Here is a 17,633-nt window from a genome sequence, read left to right as displayed (position 1 = left end):
GGTGAGCTGACGGTTCCCAGACCGCACAGCGGCCGACTTACAGGCGGCGCAAGCCGCCGACTCACACCGCACTAAACGTCAGGTGGTTGCCGTCGGAATCGACGCGCACCGTCTGACCGGGCGAGAACACGCCCTGCAGGATGCGCTGCGCCAGTGGGTTCTCCAATTGCTGCTGGATCGCCCGCTTCAACGGCCGCGCGCCGTACACCGGGTCGAATCCTGCACTTCCCAGCAGGTCGAGCGCACGATCCGTCAGATCCAGCGACAACTGACGATCGGCCAGACGCTTGGCCAGATAGTCGAGTTGGATGCGCGCGATGGAACGGATCTGGGTCTTGTCCAACGGGCGGAAGACGACGAGATCGTCCAGACGGTTGATGAATTCCGGACGGAAGTGCGCCTGCACCACGCCCAGTACCGACGCCTTCATCTGCAGATAGTCCGCCTCGCTGTCGCCGGCCTGCTCCTGGATGAGGTTGGAACCGAGGTTCGAGGTCATCACGATGACGGTGTTGCGGAAGTCCACCGTGCGCCCCTGGCCGTCGGTCAGGCGACCGTCGTCGAGCACCTGAAGCAGGATGTTGAAGACGTCCGGGTGCGCTTTTTCCACCTCATCGAGCAGGATCACGCTGTACGGCCGGCGACGCACCGCCTCGGTCAGATAACCGCCTTCCTCGTAGCCCACGTAGCCCGGGGGCGCACCGACGAGCCGACTCACGGAGTGCTTCTCCATGAACTCGCTCATGTCGATGCGGACCATGGCGTCCTGCGTGTCGAACAGGAAGTCGGCCAGCGCCTTGCACAGCTCCGTCTTGCCCACGCCCGTGGGGCCGAGGAACAGGAACGAGCCATACGGACGGTTGGGATCGGACAGCCCGGCGCGCGCGCGGCGGATCGCGTCGGACACCGCGCGCACCGCTTCGTCCTGCCCCACCACACGACCGTGCAGCGCCTCTTCCATGTGCAGCAGCTTCTCGCGCTCGCCTTCGAGCATCTTGGCGACGGGAATGCCGGTCCAGCGTGCCACCACTTCGGCGATCTCTTCCGCCGTAACGCGGTCCTGCAGCAGCGTGAAGTCCTGCTTCTCAGCTTTCTGCGCGGCCGCGAGCTGACTTTCCAGCGCCGGCAGGCGGCCGTACTGGATCTCGCTCATCGCACCGTAGTCCTGGCGCCGCTGGGCCGACTCGAGATCGAGACGTGCCTGTTCGATCTGCTCCTTGATCTTGGTGGCGCCCTGCAGCGTCGCCTTCTCCGACTTCCATACTTCGTTGAGGTCGGAGAACTCGCGGTCGAGCTTTTCGATGTCGGCTTCCAAATGGGCGAGGCGCTGGCGCGACTCGTCATCCTGCTCCTTCTTGAGCATCTCGCGCTGGATCTTGAGCTGGATCAGTCGACGCTCGAGACGATCGAGTTCCTCCGGCTTGGAATCGATTTCCATGCGAATGCGCGAGGCCGCTTCGTCCATCAGGTCGATGGCCTTGTCGGGAAGTTGGCGATCCGGAATGTAGCGGGCCGACAACGTCGCTGCGGCGACGATCGCCGGATCGGTGATCTCGACGCCGTGGTGCACGGCGTAGCGCTCCTTCAATCCGCGCAGGATCGCGATCGTGTCCTCCACGCTCGGCTCGCCGACGAACACCTTTTGGAAGCGGCGTTCGAGTGCCGCGTCTTTTTCGACGTACTTGCGGTACTCGTCGAGCGTGGTGGCACCAATGCAGTGCAGCTCGCCGCGCGCGAGCGCCGGCTTGAGCATGTTGCCGGCGTCCATGGCGCCGTCCGCCTTGCCCGCGCCAACCATGGTGTGCAGCTCGTCGATGAAGAGGATCACCCGACCCTCCTGCTTGGAGAGGTCGTTGAGCACGCCCTTCAAGCGTTCCTCGAACTCGCCGCGGAACTTCGCACCCGCGATCAAGGCGCCCATGTCGAGCGAGAGCACGCGCTTGTCACGCAGCCCTTCCGGCACCTCGCCATTGACGATGCGCTGCGCGAGGCCTTCCACGATAGCGGTCTTGCCCACACCGGGCTCGCCGATCAGCACCGGATTGTTCTTCGTTCGACGCTGCAACACCTGGATCGTGCGGCGGATTTCCTCGTCGCGGCCGATCACGGGATCCAGCTTGCCGCTCTCCGCGCGCTCGGTGAGATCGATGGTGTACTTCTCCAGCGCCTGGCGCTGGTCCTCGGCGTTTTCCGACTGCACCTTCTCCCCACCGCGCAGCTTCTCGATGGCGGCTTCGAGCCGCTCCTTGGTCGCGCCAGCGGCCTTCAACGCGCCGCCGATCTCGCTACGGTCGTCCAGCGCAGCCAGCAGGAACAGTTCGCTGGCGATGAACTGGTCGCCACGCTGCTGGGCGAGCTTGTCGGTGAGGTTGAACAGGCGGTTGAGGTCGTTGCCGACGCTGATGTTGCCCTCCTGGCCGCTGACTCGCGGCAGCCGCTCCAGGATCTCGCCGACCCGCTGGCGAAGCGCCGGCACGTTCACCTGTGCCTGGGTAAGCAGCGGCGCCGTCGAACCGCCTTGCTGGTCCAGCAACGCAGCCAACACGTGGGCAGGTTCGAGGATGTTGTTGTCGCGGCCCACGGCCAGCGATTGCGCGTCGGCCAGCGCCTGCTGGAAGCGCGACGTCAGTTTGTCCATTCGCATCTTGGTTGTTCTCCGCAAGGTTTGGCGCCCCCGGGCCCTCCCCGCGACGCCTCTGGCAGGTAAATGCGGGTGCAAGCATGCGCCTTCAACGGCCCGGCCGCTGCGTGAACCACCACTTTTTTCACGAGCACAACGTCATCCTTCGCGGATCGCCGCCCATGGAGCTCCCGTGACCACTGCCCGCGACAATCTGCCCCGGCCGCCTGCCGACCTCGTCACCTCCGACACTGCCCTGTTCCTGGATGCCGACGGCACGCTGCTGGCATTCGCCGACGATCCCGAGGGGGTAGTCGTGGTGGACGGGCTGATCGAGACGCTCGACACGATCCATGACGCCTTGGACGGTGCGCTGGCCCTGGTGAGCGGACGCGCTATCGCAGGGCTCGACCGCATCTTTGGGCGTCAGCGCTGGGCCGCAGCCGGCCAGCACGGCCTCGAGCGCCGCGACGCCGACGGACGCCTCGTCACGATGCCCGTGGACGCGGAGGAACTGGCCCGCTTGCGAGCCATCGTGCATGACGTGGCGATCGCCATGCCCGGCGTCCGCGTGGAAGACAAGAGCTGGTCGGTGGCGCTGCATTGCCGCGAACGTCCGGACCATGCCGCGGAACTCGATCGCGTCGCGCCCGCGATCGCGGCGCGCTTCCCCGGCTTCGAACTACAGCCCGGCAGCTACGTCTACGAGTTCAAGCCGCGTGGCATGGACAAGGGCGTGGCCGTGGCGGCGTTTCTCGATGCGGCGCCGTTTCAGGGACGTCGCCCGGTGTATTTGGGCGACGACCTGACCGACGAACATGCGTTCGCGGTGGTCAACGAACGCGGGGGGGCGTCGGTGCGCGTCGGCGAAAGAACGCCGTCACATGCCGCGTTCACATTGCCTAGCCCGGCCGATGTTCATGCTTGGCTGAATGCCGTGAAGGCCGCATTGACGCAGGGAGCCGCAAGACCACGATGAGCCGATTAGTCGTCATATCGAACCGCGTAGCGCTGCCCAAGCAGACACAGACCGGCGGACTCGCTTCCGCCATGAACGCGGCGCTGCAGGAAATGGGCGGTCTGTGGTTCGGCTGGAGCGGCAACATCGCCGCCGAGACGGGCAAGGAGCTGCATGAAGTCGAGGACGGACACATCAGCTACGCCACCATCGACATGTCGAAGGCGGATCACGATGACTACTACAGCGGTTTCGCCAATCGCGCGCTGTGGCCGTTGTTCCACTACCGCGCCGATCTGGTCGACTATCGCCGTGATCACCTCGAAGGCTATCTCCGGGTGAACCGCATCTTCGCCAAGCGCGTGGCGAAGTTGATCCGCAAGGACGACATCATCTGGGTGCACGACTACCACCTCCTTCCGTTGGCTGCGATGCTGCGCGAAGAGGGCGTAGAGAACCGGATCGGTTTCTTCCTGCATACCCCGCTGCCGGCTGCAGGACTGCTCATCACCCTGCCCCGCCACCGCGAACTGCTCGAGCCCCTGGCCTCGTACGATCTGGTGGGTCTCCACACGCAGCGCGATCTGCGCGCGCTGGAAGACTATTTCCTGCACGAACTGGGCGCGGCCATGCGCACGGGCGGCCGGATCCGTGCAGCGAACGGACGCATCTTCCGCGCCGGGGTATTCCCCATCAGCATCGACACCGCCGAGGCCGTGGAACTTGCGCACCGCGCGGAAGACAGTGGCGCGGTGGCGAAGCTGAAAGCGTCGATCGACGACCGTGCGCTGATCATCGGCGTGGATCGCCTGGATTACTCCAAGGGCCTGCCCGAGCGCTTCGAGGGCTTCGCTCGCCTGCTGCGCGATCACAAGGAGATGCGTGGCCGCGTGTCGCTGCTGCAGATCGCCCCGCCATCCCGCTCGGACGTGCCTGAATACCGATCGCTCCGCCGCGAACTGGAGCGCAGCGCGGGCCACATCAACGGCCAGTACGCGGAACCGGACTGGGTGCCGATCCGCTACGTGAACAAGTCCTTTGCGCACAAGGTGCTCGCAGGCTACTTCCGCGTGGCGAAGGTCGGCCTGGTCACGCCCTTGCGCGATGGCATGAACCTCGTGGCGAAGGAGTACGTGGCCTGCCAGGATCCGCAGGACCCGGGCGTGCTCGTGCTTTCGCGCTTTGCAGGCGCCGCGCAGGAACTGGACGCCGCCCTGCTGGTGAATCCGTCGGATCTGGACGAGGTATCGGAAGCGCTGAAGCGCGCCCTGGAAATGCCGTTGAAGGAGCGGCGGATGCGCTGGCAGTCGATGATGGACGTACTGGAACGCAACGACATCACGACCTGGCGCAATGCGTTCCTGCACGCGCTGACCGAGCCACCGCGCGTAAAGCCCGAAATCTACCTGCCGAAGCCCAACGTCGCGCCTTGATGGCGCACGGTCGCTGTCACACCGACCGCTCGGTGTGACAGCGAATCAACGCGTCCAGATCACCGTCGCGAAACGGCCGCTGGCCGCGCCGTCGCGGCGGTAGGAGTAGAAGCGTGAGTCGCGGAACGTGTCGAAGCCGCCGCCGAAGACACGCGTGACGCCCGCCGCCGCCAGCTTGCGCCGCGCCAGCATGTAGAGATCGCACAGGGCGTGCCCCGGCCGGGTGGGGGTGAAGGCGGCTTCCGCGCCCGGATCGGTAGCGACGAACGCAGCCCGGACTTCGTCACCCACCTCATAGGACGGCGCGCCGATCGCCGGCCCCAGCCACGCCATGACGTCCGCCGCTGGGACCGCCATCCGGGCCAGGGCGTTTTCGAGCACGCCTGCCGCCAGCCCGCGCCAGCCCGCGTGTGCCGCACCGATCGTCCCACCGTCAGCGCTGGTGAAGAGCACCGGCAGGCAGTCGGCGGTGAGGATCGCGAGCGCTTTGCCCGGCCCACGGGCGACGGCGGCGTCGGCCTCCGGCTCGTCCTCGCGCGGTGCCGAGTGCTCGGCAACAGCCGTGCCATGGATCTGGCGCAGCCATAGCGGTGTCGCCGGCAGCGCGAGGGCCTGGGCCAGCGCCGCCCGGTTCGTCACCACGGCGGCGAGGTCATCCCCGGAGCGCAGCCCGAGATTCAGGCGGTCGTACGGCGGCGCCGAAACGCCCGGCCCCTGCCGGGTCGAGACCGCGGCCCCGACGGTCGCCGGGGCGGGCCAGTCCGGCACGATCCAGGCGTCGTCCATGCTCAGTCCTCGATCGGATGCAGGGCCGTGTCGGCCCGCAGGGCGGCGATCAGGGCTTCCTGGTCGGCAGGCCGCGGCGATTCGAACTCCAGGTGCTCGCCCGTCAGCGGATGCTCGAAAGCCAGCTTTTCCGCGTGCAGCGCCTGACGACGGAAGCCACGAAGCGCGTCGATCAGTTCCTGGCTCGCCCCACGCGGCAGGCGCAGGCCGTTGCCGTAGAGCTGATCGCCGACCAGGGGATGGCCGAGGTGGGCCATGTGTACGCGAATCTGATGCGTGCGCCCCGTTTCCAGATTGCACTGAACCACGCTGTGGGCGCGGAAGCGCTCACGCACGCGGTAGTGCGTGATGGCCTCCTTGCCGCCATCCTCCACGTCGCGCACGCCCTGCTTCAGGCGATCGTGCTGGTGGCGGCCGATCGGCTGGTCCACCGTGCCGCCGGCGACCATGGTGCCGAGCACCACGGCCTCGTACTGACGGTGTACGTCGTGCCGGGCCAGCATCGCCACGAGCGCGGTATGCGCCGCGATGCTCTTGGCGACGATCATCAGGCCCGCGGTGTCCTTGTCCAGGCGGTGCACGATGCCGCCGCGGGGCAGCTCGGCCTGGGCGGCACTGTGGTGGAGCAAGGCGTTGAGCAGGGTGCCGGCCGAGTTGCCCGCCCCCGGGTGGACGACCAGCCCCACGGGCTTGTCGATCACCATGAGGTCGTCGTCCTCGTAGCGGATGTTCAGGGCGATGTCCTCGGGCTGGGCATCGACCTCGGTCTCCAGCTCGGCCTCCAGCTCCACCCGCTCCCCGCCTCGCAGCAGGTGCCGGGGCGCCACCTTGGCGCCGTCCAGCAGCACCTTGCCCTCCTTGATCCAGGCCGTCAGGCGGGATCGGGAATACTCGGGGAACATCTCGGCCAGGGACTGGTCGAAACGCCGACCTGCGGCCGAGACCGGCACGCTGGCCTCGTGTCTGACCGTCGTCATAGCGCCCCACCCGGCCCAAGGCCGGTTTCGGCTATCATGCCTTTTCGCTCAAGCATCCGAACTCTCTCAATGCGTGCAACTAAGATCACCATTCTGCTCGTCCTCGCCCTGTCGATGAGCGCCTGCTCGATGTTCCACAGCAAGAAGGAGACGATCGACACGATGCCGGTCGACCGGCTCTACGCCAATGCTCACGAGTCACTCGAGCATTCCGACTATGCCGCGGCCGAAAAGGCCTACGAGCGCCTCATCGCGCGCTTCCCGTCGGGGGACATCAATGAGCAGGCCCAGATCGAACTGGCCTACGCGCAGTACAAAGACAACAAGCCGGACGACGCGTACTCGACGATCAACCGCTTCATCAAGACGTTTCCGACCCACAAGCATGCAGATTATGCCTATTACCTGCGCGGTCTGATCAATTTCGACCGTACCGGTGGCCTGATCGAGCGTTATCTGCAGCGCGGCAACTCGGCATCCACGCGTCGCGACCAGGGCTTCAACCTCACGGCATTCGACGATTTCAGCCAGCTGACCCGTCGTTATCCGAACAGCGCCTACGCCACGGACGCCCGCCAGCGCATGATCTTCCTGCGCAACCAGCTGGCCCAGTTCGAGATCAACGTGGCGGAGTACTACCTGCGCACGAAGTCCTACGTGGCCTCGGCGGACCGCGCCCAATACGTGATCGAGCATTACCAGCAGTCGCCGCAGACGGCGGACGCCCTGGCAATCCTCACCCGCAGCTATCTGGCCCTCGACCGCAAGCCGCTGGCCGACCAGACCCGCCAGGTGCTGGCCCTGAACTACCCGGATCACCCGTACCTGACGGACCCGAACTGGCCGCATCACCCGTCGGTCTGGCGCAAGGCGATCCCGTTCTCGGGGCACCACTGATCCAAGCGAACAAGCCGGCGAAAGCCGGCTTGTTCGTTTTAGTGGATGATTCGAGCGCCGACACATTCCTAGGTCGTTCCTCGATGTGTTCCCGCCGCCATTGACTCGATGATTGTGCGGGCGTGTAGCGGGTGGGTAAACCCATGCTCATTCAGGCATTCGTCGCGCAGACGCCCGTTGAAAGGACTCAACGTAGGCGTTCTGATTGGGTTTGTCTGACTCGATCAGCCGAAGCTGTACAGGCAATGCTGCGTGATTTGTTAGGCGTACGCGCGAGTTGCCTAGGTGTCGCGTGAATTTGCGTAACGATCGGCGGCAAGCGCCCCTTTCATAAGCGAGCGATCACGGGCAGCATCTTCGTACTCACTATCCAAGGACGGATCATGAAAACGATCGACTATCCCAGCGGACCCGACCGGAGCACATCCCCCTTCAGCGCCCTCGCGCTGGCGAGCAACAGTGTTCTCGCCGCACAGCTCCACGAGCCTCGCATCTTTTGGGGAAACTCTGCCGATGACGCGGAGGAGATTCCAGATGTCCCAATCTGGGGCACCTATTTCCCTGTAACGGCTGGCCACGCCGACATGCGTGTCGTGACGGCCGCCCTGCCGCTCGACGCACTCGTGAGCGTCCGTTGGCTGGCATCGGACGGTTCTGCCGGCTTCTCGTCGCCACCGGTGCCGTCATCCGGCCAGGATCTTTTGATCATCCCGCTGCCGGATGACAAGCGCCGGCCATTCGAAGGGAAGGACGTCGACGTTACCTACTCTGTGCATCTGCGCGATGGTTCCGTGGTCGTTTCGCCTACTCGGTCGATCAAGGTGACGCGCTTCCTGACGTTCACGCCACCAGTCATCGAAGGCGTCGCAGATGACGGCTTATATGTCCCGGACTATCCGAACGGCTTGTCGGTGCGGCTGGGACCCGTCGGAAACGGCGAGTTATTCCAGGACATAACGTGCAATTGGGGAATCTACATTGCCGAGGACAACTTGCTCATCTCCTTGTTTTCCTTGATTCAACGCCTGCCATACGGCACCAATGCGGATTACCACTTCTGGATTCCGCCCCTCGCTTACACGAATTTCCCAGCTGAAGCGTTTTGCGTGTGCTTTTGCAGGATCAATCTGGTGCCCTATCCGTCGAGGTTCGGATGGGGGCTCGGCGGCCGGGCGTTCGATTTACTCCTGGAGCGGGGAACCGCTTCTCTCGGGAATTAAGCATGGTTTGATCAATGCGCGCCCAAACATGCGAGCTCGCGATCGGGCCACACCGGCGCCTATCGCGACCGAGCCCCCGGCGGACTATCTGGGTATCGGCGACGGAGTGGCCCGCCCCCCCCTTTAGCGCCAGCCGGAGGTGATGGGGTAGCGGCGTTCGCGGCCGAAGGCCTTGGTGGTGACGCGGGGGCCGGGGGCGGCCTGGCGACGCTTGAACTCGTTGATGAAGACCATGCGGATGACGCGACGCACGGTGGCGTCCTCGTGGCCCGCCGCGATGATGTCTTCCGCCGACGCTTCGCCTTCGATGAAGTGTTCGAGGATGGCGTCCAATTCGTCGTAGGGCGGCAGCGAATCCTGGTCGGTCTGTTCGTGACGGAGTTCGGCCGAGGGCGGACGGTCGATCACCGCCAAGGGAATCGCCCCGTCGATCGCCGCGCGCCAGCGCGACAGCGCATAGACGGTGGTCTTGTAGACGTCCTTGAGCGGCGCATAAGCGCCGCACATGTCGCCATAAAGAGTGGCGTAGCCCACCGCCATTTCGCTCTTGTTGCCCGTGGAAAGCAGCAGCTTGCCGGTCTTGTTGGACATCGCCATCAACAAGACGCCGCGCGTGCGCGACTGGAGGTTTTCCTCCGTGATGTCCGGTTCGCGTCCGGCGAAGACAGGCGCCAGAGCACCAGTGAAAGCCTCATAGATGCCCTCGATCGGCAGCACGTGGTACTCGACGCCAAGCTGCTCGGCCTGCGCCTTGGCTTCGCGCAGCGACAGATCGGAGGTGTATACCGTGGGCATCATCACGGCGGTGACCTTGTCTTTGCCCAGCGCGTCCACGGCGAGGGCGAGCGTCAGTGCCGAATCGATGCCGCCGGAGAGGCCCAGCAGTACGCCGGAAAAGCCGTTCTTGCCGACGTAGTCGCGCACGCCGCGCACCAGCCCGGCATACATGATGGCTTCCGGTGAGCGGGTGTCGGGTGCCGGCCAATCGATGGCGGCGAGGCGCTTCGTTTCCGTGTCGTATTCCACGGCGAGCAGCATTTCCTCGAACGACGGTGCGCGTGCCGCGACGTGACCGTCGGCCTGCACGAGCAGCGAGTGGCCGTCGAAGAGCAGGTCGTCCTGCCCGCCCACGAGGTTGACGTACGCGATGGGCACGCCGTTTTCCGTGGCACGACGGCGCAGCAGTTCCTCGCGGGTGGCCGCCTGCCGACGATCGTAGGGCGAGGCATTGATCACGAGGATCAGCTCGGCGCCCGCCTGTGCGGCATGCGCTGCGGGTTCGGCTTCCCAGATGTCCTCGCAGATGAGCATGCCAACGCGCACACCGTCGATGACGAACACGCGGGTGGCTTCGCCATGCTGGAAATAGCGCTTCTCGTCGAAGACGGTGTAATTGGGCAGCGCCTGCTTGTGATAGGTCCACTCCCGCTTGCCTTCGCGAATGAGCGTGGCCGCGTTGTACACCTCGCCGTGCGAGTCCGGGTAACCGACGATGGCGGAGATCCCGTCGATCCGCGGCGCCAGCGCCTCGATTTCCCGGTGACAGGCTTCGAGAAAGCTGGGCCGTTGCAGGAGATCTTCGGGCGGGTAGCCGGACAAAGTCAGTTCGGGAAAGGCAATCAGCGAGGCACCGAGGCGGTCGCGTGCTTCCTCGGCCAGCGCCTGTACGCGCTTGGCATTGGCGGCGGTGGCTCCGACGGGGAAATCGAACTGGGCCAGGGCGAAGCGGAACGTGGACATGGAGGATCCGGGCGGTCGCGGGGAACGCCCATGATAAGGCATGGCCCGTGGCGGGGCTTTGTCAGCCGCGCCTACCGGCAGCGCCTCGCGTTGGCGAGTAGCGGTCTCCCACGAACGCCGAAACCCACCGCGGGCGCCGCGAAGACACCGGGGAGGAGAACGTTAGCTCCCGCTCACTTCACCGGAACATCGTAGATCACGCCCGCCTCCGCGGCCGACGGCAGCGTGTAATGCCACCACTCCTGCGGGTAGTTCACGAAGCCTTCCGCCGCCATGGCGCCAAGGAGCCGTTGGCGATGAGCGCGCTGCGCGGCATCGATATCGGGGGCGTCGGTATGCGCGCGCGGATCGAAGAAATCGAAGTCGGTGCCCATGTCCAGCGGCGTGCACTGCCCGCCGTCGCAGCGCATCAGCGTCAGGTCCACCGTAGCGCCGCGACTGTGTCCGGAGATCGGCGCGATGTATTCGCCCAGCAGCTTGTCCTTGCTGAGGTGAGGATAATGCGTTGCCTTGGTGCGCGTATCCGAAAGATCTCCCGCCCAGCGGACAAAATCCGCGACCGCACGCGCTGGCCGATAGCAATCCCATACCAGCAGACCGTAGCCCTGTGCGCGCAGGCTGCGTTCTACGCGCGCCAGCGCCTCGGCGGCGGCAGTGCGCAGGTAGCACTTTGCCGCTGCATAGCCATCCACGGGGCGGCCGACGAAGTTGTCGCTGCCGGCGTAGTGAATCGCTTCGGCGATGTCCGGCGCGCGGGCGCGCACATCGATCAGTCCCGCCTCTTCCGGCGTGCAGGCGGCCGACAGCTGCGGCGGCTCACCAGCGTGGGCGCTAAGGGCAAGCGCGCACGCGAGTGAAAGCCAGATCTTCGAAGTCACTGCTGAAATCGGCATCGGGATCGACCTTGGTCAGGCGCAATGGGTCGGGCGGTAGGAGATCGACCAAGGGCTCGACGTCCATCCGCTGCCCGTCCCACTGTACGAGAAAGCGCCAGCCGGCGCGCTAACCGTAACCGTAGAGATGCGTGTCGTTCCACGCTTCGCGACGTTGGCCGACCGGCATCGGATTCTGCTGGGTCGATGCCGCCTCGTCGGCCGCCCAGACGCGCAGCAGGTTGCCGCTCCAGAGCTTCGCGATGTCGTCGTCGGAAAAACCTCGGCGCTTGAGGCCCGCGGTCACATTGCGCGTCTGCGAGGCATCCATCCAACCGGTGATTTCGCCGCCACCGTCGAAGTCCGACGCGATACCGACATGATCGATGCCGGCCACCTTCACCATGTGCTCGATGTGATCGAGGAAATCGTCCAGTGTCGCGAGCGGGTGGTCGCGCTGGATCGCCTTCATGCCCTCGACATAGGACGGTAGGTAGTCGTGCTTTTCGCTGTCGTAGTCCTTGTCGCCGGCCGCCTTCGCCACCCTTGCCTGCAGGGCCTTCTCCGCTGCCGCGCGCTCGGGGTCTTTCTTCAGAAACTCCTTGTATGCCACCGCCTGTACGACGCCGCCCTTTGCCGCGATCGCGGCGAGTAGGTCGTCCGGCAGATTGCGCGGGTGATCCGTCATCGCGCGCGACGACGAGTGCGATGCAATGATCGGCGCACGAGACAGCGCCAGCACGTCGCGTACACAGGCATCGGAGGCGTGCGATACATCCACCATCATGCCGAGCGCGTTCGCACGCCGGACGACCGCCCGCCCGAACTCGCTCAGCCCGAGGTTGCTGTCCGGGGCGTCGCCAAGTTCCTTGCGCGGGAGCGAGCTGCCGCACAGGTCGTTGTTGCCGACGTGGACGAGGCCGACGTAGCGCGCGCCACGTGCATAGGCGACATCGAGGCGCTTCAGGTCATGGCCGAGCGAATACGCGTTCTCGATGCCGATCATGGCGGACAAGCGCCCAGCGGTCTTGTTGGCGCGGACGTCCCCCGGCGTACGCGCCAGACTGATCTGTTCCGGATAACGCTGCACCATGAGGTCGATGGCGTCGTACTTGCGCTTCGCCTGCGCGACGGCCTTCGCATAACCCGCGCGGGTCAGCGGCCCCTGCTCCACGTAGATGACGAAGAACGCGGCATCGAGCCCGCCGCGTCGCATTTTCGGCAGATCCACCTTGAGCACGCCATCCTGACCGGCGTCGAATTTCGGATCCTGCATGTACGACAACGGGATATCGACGTGCGTATCCAACGTGAGGGGATGATCCTGCGCCTGCCCAGCGCTACAGAGCAGGAAGGCCAGACTGAGAATGCGCTTCATGCGTGCCTCCATGAAAAAGGCGGCGCCCACTACCGGGCGCCGACGCAAGGGACATTAAAAGTCCAGGGAGACGGTGAGCTGCCCGAAGCGAGGCGACTGGAAGCGCTGCGGCTGCAGATAGGTAGGATTGAGGCCACCGACCGACGTCTGCAGATCCTGATCCACGCCAAGCGTGCGCTGCTGATTGAGCAGGTTGTACACAGCGAACTTCACTCGCAGATTGTTCTTCTCATCCAGCGGCATGAGGTAGGTGATGCTGGCGTTGAGGTTGAAGGTCCATGGGGTGCGATCCTCGCCGCGCGGTGAGCGCTGGTAGACACGGTTCTGCGAAATGGGGTCGGCGCAGTTTTCCACGCAGATGAAGTAGCTGTGATAGACCGTCGCATCGTACGGATTGCCCACGCCGTAACCGGTGATCGGGCTGCCCGAAAGCGCCGTGAGATCGGCACCCACCTGCCAGTGCGGCGTGATGGCGTAGGTGCCGCGTACCTTGAACTGGTGGCGATGATCGTTGGGGAGGTAACCGCCGGAAAGGTTCACCCACGGATCGTCGAAGTTCTCCGTACGGCCCGTATCGTCGAAGTTGGTATCGGAATTCACCGGCCCCTCGGCGTTACCGCGACTCCACGAAAGCACATAGGACGCGTTGAACATCCACTTCTCGTCCCACGCGCGGTCCACCTGGAATTCCAGCGAGCCGAACGAGCGCCTTGGCTTCTTCCAGCCACGCTGACCGAGGTAGTTGCCCTGCGCGTCATACAACGCCCAGCCCTGCTTGGATGTGTCGATGTCGATGTAACCGTCCGGCGTGCCGTCGCAGTTCGTGTCGCCGTAGACGGTGAGCTTGCGACCTGGGTTGCCCATCACGTAACCGATGTACCCGTCGCCGCCACATTGCGGCGTGGCGCTGATTTCCATGTCGTCGATCGCATCGTGCAGCTTGCGATAGGTGCCACTCACGCCCCAGGACCATTTATCCGTGATGGCCTGTTGAAAACCCAGGATGGCCTCGTCCTGATAGACGCTGTCCATGTGCTTGTCGACCTCGGCGCGCAGATCGCCCACCGTGCCGTTACCCTGCGAATCGTCCACCGGACCGATCTGCGGCCCCAGGATCGGCATGGCGTAGGGCGAACCGTTGCGATCGAGGATCTGGTAACCGTCGAACGCATAGTAGGTGCGCTGGTCGAGCAAGCCGCCCGCCTGCTTGATGTTGATCACGTTCGCCACGGGCAGGTAGTAGCGCCCGAGGTTGCCGAAGATCTTCGTCGTGCCGTCGCCCTTGAGATCCCACGAGAAACCAAGCCGCGGCGCAATCATGTTGTCCATCTTGATGTAGCTGGCTCCCTCGCCCGTCTTGTTGTCGAAGGCGTCGCGACGGAGGCCCGCGTTAAGCAGGAAATCCGGTGTGATGTTCCAGTTGTCTTCGACGTAGTACGCGTTGTTCGTGGTCTCGAAGGTGCCCGCGATCTCGTAGCGTCGCGCACGCACGTAAGCGTTGTAGCCGGCAGGGACCACGCCGCCGTTTTCGATCGTCGCGCCGGGCGTGGTCGCGTAGATGTTGTAGTAGTACGCCCCCGGGCCTGGGTAGTGACGCGAATAGATCGACGTGTCCACCTCGTGGTCGTAGCCGAACCGAATGAGGTGATCGCCCAGGCTCCACTCGAAATCCGCGCGCCCCTGCTTGCGCGTGTCGTTACGTTTGATGACCGCGGTGCTCGTGCTGCATCCGAGCGGTACGCCCGGTCCGGGTACAGCGGATACCTTTGCCACCGGATTGCACTCGATGTCCGACTGCGCGCGGGTGAAGTCCTCGCGCTGGTTACGCCCGTACATCAGCTTCATCGACAAGTTGTCGACGAGGTAGCTGGTGAAGGTGCCGTTCCAGTTCTTGCCGCCTGTATCGCTGAAGATCTGATCGTTGCGCTGGCTCTTCGTGTGGGTGGCGTAGTCGTAGTTGTAGACCGAGCCGACGTTCTTGTCCTTGTCCGAGAAGGCCATGAACTCGAACAGGTTCTTGTCGTTGATGTGCCAATCGATCTTGGCGCCCCAGAAGCCCGAGTCGGTATCGTTCTGGGTCAGCACCGTCCCGAGGTTGTCCGTGTTCTGCGGCGTGTAACCACGCGCCTCGTACATCGCGAAGAAGAACAGCTTGTCCTTCACGATAGGGCCGGATGCATACACGTTCATCTTCGTGCGCGAGTAGTGGTCCTCGGACGAGGTGATGTAGCGCTCGCCGTCCCAGTAGCGGTTCTTCGTGGTGGCCTGCCAGGCGCTGGGTTCGAAGGTCATCTCCGCGCCCGCCTTGAACTCGTTGGTGCCAGAGCGGGTAACGGCGTTGACCACGCCGCCGGTGGTGCGGCCGAACTCGACCGAGTAGCCACCCGTCTTCACCTGGAACTCCTGGTAGAAGGCGAACGGTGCCTCGGAGAAGCCGTTGCGGTTGTAGAAATCGGTCACGTTGAGGCCGTTCACATAGAATGAGTTCTCCGCGACGGACGAACCGCCGAACGAAATGCCTCCGAAACCGGCGTTGCCCTTGTTTACGCCCGGCGCCAGCAGCGCGACCGACTGCACGTTCTGATCCACCGGCAGGCGGCGGATTTCCTCGCGGCTGATGTTGGTCGCCGTCTCGGTGGAGCTGACGTCCACGGCGGAAATCACGACGGGGGCACTGACCTGCACGCCTTCCAGCTCCGTGGTGGCCGAGCCGCGTTCGACAAGATTGACCGTAGTGGCGTTGCCCAGGCTGACGGTGACGTCGGCGGTCGTCGCCACGGGCTTGCCATCCTTGCTGCTGTCGACCTGGTAGCGCCCGACCGGCAGGTACGGCAGGCGGAAATTGCCTTCTGCATCGGCGGTCACCGTGCGCGTGAGCCCAGTCGCCGGATCGCGTGCGGTCACCGTGGCGCCGGACTTCGTGCGGCCGACGATCGTGCCGTCGGTATTGGCGGCAAATGCCGAGCTGGATACCGCCAGGCCCAGACCGATGGCCAGGCACAAGGCGCCATGGCGCAGCGCGCGCCGGTTCGTCGTGATCTCCCCCATCTCCCCACTCCCATAAGGTGACAATCGGGTTGTATTGATCCGTCAGGGCGCCGCGTCACCGCCCCCTCGCGGTACATCGACGCGGTGCCAGCGGAAGTCGTAGTCGAACTGATCGAAGTACAGGTTGCCGCCCTTCCATTCGACTTCGCCCCGCTGCGAGTCGACCGTCTCAGAACGGAAGAAGGTCTTCGCCGGCACAAACGGCCGCGAGTAGTCGTCGTTGAAGGCGATGCGGTAGGCATCCAGGCCGCCGAGATAGAACCACTCGAGCGCGTTGTCGCCCGGCTTCGCGTTCGCGCCGGCCATGAGGCGCCCGAAGGTCACGTCCATGGGCACCCATCCATAAGGCGGGAGATAGAGCTGGCCCCAGTCGTGGATGTTGTTGTACGTGCCGTCGGAGAAGATCCAGCCGGATTGCCAACGGGCGGGAATGCCGTTGAGGCGCAGCAGCGTGATGAGCAGCAGGGTCTGTTCGCCGCAATCGCCGTGTCCGGCATGCAGTGTGTAGTCGCCGATGTTGGTGATGGTCGAATACTCGCGGGCGCCCGCCCAGGGGATCGTATCCACCGCTGCGAACAGCTTCTGTGCAATGCGGTAGGGGTTCGTCTCGTCGCCTACCACGCGCTTCGAGTAGGCGCGCATGGCATCGGTAAACACGACATGCGGTGCGCGCTCGGACACGAAGGGCGCAAGATCCGGCGTGATCGGCGTACGCGTCACCTTCGCCGGATCGATATCGACGTAGCGGGCGTAGAGCGTCAGTTCGTAAGTGATGGAAAACTCGGTCGGCTTGCCCGCCTCGGCCTTCTTTTCGAGATACGCGGTGCGTTGCAGGGTCGATGACGGGGCGATCGACGCGCCTACCGGTTCGCTGCCGACGAGGCGAATGTCCTCCTGCTGCCCGGGGATCTCGCGCGGATACGGAATCCAGGCGCGAATCGTCTCCCCGGCCGGTACGGCATCGGCTTTCACGGTGAGTATCTGGGTCACGCTTTCGCGACGCGGAAGCACGCTGCTGGTGTGTTGCGCGAGCGCCGCCGCACGCACCGCGCGATGGTGATCGTTGAGGACTTCATTGGGGCCGTCGTCGAACGGCACCTGCACCTTACGCCGCGCGCGTGCATCGGCGCTCAGGCGGAACAGGTTGCCGGGCGAACGCTTGAAATAAAGCGTGCGACCGTCGATGACCTGCTTCTCGAGGAGACCCGTGTCATCCCATGCGGCGAACTCGGCATCCGTAAGGTCCGGAATGGACTGGCGCAGACGTGCCTTCACCGCGTCGGCATCGAGCGTGAAATCGAGAAGGATGCGACGCATGCGCTCGCGCTGGAAGGTCAGCGTCGCACGTTGCTCCGGCGTCAGTCCTGGATCTACTAGCGCCCGTGCGATGGCGGCTTCGGCGTCGCGGAAATGGCCTGCATCGATCTGGCGAGAGACGGCACCGCCGACCTCTTCGCGAACGGCCGGCCGTTCGCTACCCCACGCCATCGGCACCACGCATGCAGCCAGCAAACCTGCCGCCAGGGCCGAGCGGATCGTTGCATGACACAAGAACGCTTTCACCGTTCGGTATCCCCGATGCGACCGTGGTGGGTGGACGTGCGTGAGGGCTGTGTAACATGCTTGCAAAGCGTGGTCAATAATTTATGCTTCACATCACTTCGTTAGGAATAGATATTCCTGACGGCCGTTGCGACACCACCC

General features: G+C 64.6%; 12 protein-coding genes and 1 pseudogene. 4 read left to right on the top strand and 9 right to left on the bottom strand.

From position 1 onward, the window contains the following. Nucleotides 1-61: 61 nt before the first annotated feature. Nucleotides 62-2,644, bottom strand: a complete 2,583-nt coding sequence (gene clpB / locus IM816_RS02935; RefSeq protein ID WP_250339731.1) for an ATP-dependent chaperone ClpB — start codon at nucleotides 2,642-2,644, stop codon at nucleotides 62-64. Nucleotides 2,645-2,813: 169 nt separating this feature from the next. Between clpB and otsB the strand changes: the two genes are divergently transcribed. Together otsB and otsA are read left to right on the top strand one after the other, a co-directional pair. Continuing rightward, on the top strand, nucleotides 2,814-3,599 hold the full coding sequence (otsB, locus tag IM816_RS02930; protein WP_250339730.1) for a trehalose-phosphatase: 786 nt from the start codon (nucleotides 2,814-2,816) through the stop codon (nucleotides 3,597-3,599). Beyond that, on the top strand, nucleotides 3,596-5,011 hold the full coding sequence (gene otsA / locus IM816_RS02925; protein ID WP_250339729.1) for an alpha,alpha-trehalose-phosphate synthase (UDP-forming): 1,416 nt from the start codon (nucleotides 3,596-3,598) through the stop codon (nucleotides 5,009-5,011). The genes otsB and otsA overlap by 4 nt, the downstream gene beginning before the upstream one ends. A 45-nt stretch (nucleotides 5,012-5,056) precedes the next feature. Here the strand turns inward: otsA and pgeF are convergent, their stop codons facing one another. Together pgeF and rluD are read right to left on the bottom strand one after the other, a co-directional pair. Then, on the bottom strand, nucleotides 5,057-5,797 hold the full coding sequence (pgeF, locus tag IM816_RS02920; RefSeq protein ID WP_250339728.1) for a peptidoglycan editing factor PgeF: 741 nt from the start codon (nucleotides 5,795-5,797) through the stop codon (nucleotides 5,057-5,059). A gap of 2 nt (nucleotides 5,798-5,799) precedes the next feature. Beyond that, nucleotides 5,800-6,774, bottom strand: a complete 975-nt coding sequence (gene rluD, locus IM816_RS02915; protein ID WP_250339727.1) for a 23S rRNA pseudouridine(1911/1915/1917) synthase RluD — start codon at nucleotides 6,772-6,774, stop codon at nucleotides 5,800-5,802. Nucleotides 6,775-6,843: 69 nt separating this feature from the next. Here rluD and IM816_RS02910 point away from each other — a divergent pair, with 69 nt between their 5' ends. Then, the gene (locus tag IM816_RS02910) at nucleotides 6,844-7,671 is read left to right on the top strand and encodes an outer membrane protein assembly factor BamD (protein WP_250339726.1); all 828 of its coding nucleotides are present in this window, start codon (nucleotides 6,844-6,846) and stop codon (nucleotides 7,669-7,671) included. A gap of 67 nt (nucleotides 7,672-7,738) precedes the next feature. On the opposite strand, the pseudogene IM816_RS02905 reads toward IM816_RS02910, so the two are convergent. Next, nucleotides 7,739-7,911, bottom strand: a pseudogene (locus IM816_RS02905) (integrase core domain-containing protein); the annotation flags it as partial. Nucleotides 7,912-8,054: 143 nt separating this feature from the next. Here IM816_RS02905 and IM816_RS02900 point away from each other — a divergent pair. Beyond that, complete coding sequence (locus IM816_RS02900; RefSeq protein WP_250339725.1) at nucleotides 8,055-8,891, top strand: hypothetical protein; 837 nt, start codon at nucleotides 8,055-8,057, stop codon at nucleotides 8,889-8,891. Between the two features lie 123 nt (nucleotides 8,892-9,014). On the opposite strand, the gene IM816_RS02895 is transcribed toward IM816_RS02900, so the two are convergent. The 5 genes from IM816_RS02895 to IM816_RS02875 form a co-directional block, all read right to left on the bottom strand. Continuing rightward, a complete protein-coding gene (locus tag IM816_RS02895) occupies nucleotides 9,015-10,631 on the bottom strand; it encodes an NAD+ synthase (RefSeq protein ID WP_250339724.1) in 1,617 nt (538 codons plus the stop codon). 173 nt (nucleotides 10,632-10,804) lie between these two features. After that, nucleotides 10,805-11,524: a M15 family metallopeptidase gene (locus tag IM816_RS02890; protein WP_250339723.1), complete on the bottom strand. Its 720-nt coding sequence runs from the start codon at nucleotides 11,522-11,524 to the stop codon at nucleotides 10,805-10,807. A gap of 109 nt (nucleotides 11,525-11,633) precedes the next feature. After that, a complete protein-coding gene (locus tag IM816_RS02885) occupies nucleotides 11,634-12,881 on the bottom strand; it encodes a dipeptidase (protein ID WP_250339722.1) in 1,248 nt (415 codons plus the stop codon). Between the two features lie 54 nt (nucleotides 12,882-12,935). Then, entirely contained in the window at nucleotides 12,936-15,929 is a 2,994-nt protein-coding gene (locus IM816_RS02880; RefSeq protein WP_250339721.1) for a TonB-dependent receptor, read from the bottom strand. A 42-nt stretch (nucleotides 15,930-15,971) separates the two neighbouring features. Then, nucleotides 15,972-17,417, bottom strand: a complete 1,446-nt coding sequence (locus IM816_RS02875; RefSeq protein WP_250340686.1) for a transglutaminase-like domain-containing protein — start codon at nucleotides 17,415-17,417, stop codon at nucleotides 15,972-15,974. Between the last annotated feature and the right edge of the window lie 216 nt (nucleotides 17,418-17,633).

The sequence above is a fragment of the Luteibacter flocculans genome, assembly GCF_023612255.1.
GTDB lineage: Bacteria > Pseudomonadota > Gammaproteobacteria > Xanthomonadales > Rhodanobacteraceae > Luteibacter > Luteibacter flocculans.
The sequence above is the reverse complement of the archived record's forward strand: the minus strand, read 5'-3'. Positions and strand labels throughout refer to the sequence as shown.

Excerpts from the sequence above, each read along its gene's own strand:
- clpB (WP_250339731.1), bottom strand. The coding sequence starts at position 2,644 with ATGCGAATGGACAAACTGACGTCGCGCTTCCAGCAGGCGCTGGCCGAC.
- otsA (WP_250339729.1), top strand. The coding sequence starts at position 3,596 with ATGAGCCGATTAGTCGTCATATCGAACCGCGTAGCGCTGCCCAAGCAG.
- pgeF (WP_250339728.1), bottom strand. The coding sequence starts at position 5,797 with ATGGACGACGCCTGGATCGTGCCGGACTGGCCCGCCCCGGCGACCGTC.
- rluD (WP_250339727.1), bottom strand. The coding sequence starts at position 6,774 with ATGACGACGGTCAGACACGAGGCCAGCGTGCCGGTCTCGGCCGCAGGT.
- IM816_RS02910 (WP_250339726.1), top strand. The coding sequence starts at position 6,844 with ATGCGTGCAACTAAGATCACCATTCTGCTCGTCCTCGCCCTGTCGATG.
- IM816_RS02900 (WP_250339725.1), top strand. The coding sequence starts at position 8,055 with ATGAAAACGATCGACTATCCCAGCGGACCCGACCGGAGCACATCCCCC.
- IM816_RS02895 (WP_250339724.1), bottom strand. The coding sequence starts at position 10,631 with ATGTCCACGTTCCGCTTCGCCCTGGCCCAGTTCGATTTCCCCGTCGGA.
- IM816_RS02890 (WP_250339723.1), bottom strand. The coding sequence starts at position 11,524 with ATGCCGATTTCAGCAGTGACTTCGAAGATCTGGCTTTCACTCGCGTGC.
- IM816_RS02885 (WP_250339722.1), bottom strand. The coding sequence starts at position 12,881 with ATGAAGCGCATTCTCAGTCTGGCCTTCCTGCTCTGTAGCGCTGGGCAG.
- IM816_RS02880 (WP_250339721.1), bottom strand. The coding sequence starts at position 15,929 with ATGGGGGAGATCACGACGAACCGGCGCGCGCTGCGCCATGGCGCCTTG.
- IM816_RS02875 (WP_250340686.1), bottom strand. The coding sequence starts at position 17,417 with ATGGCGTGGGGTAGCGAACGGCCGGCCGTTCGCGAAGAGGTCGGCGGT.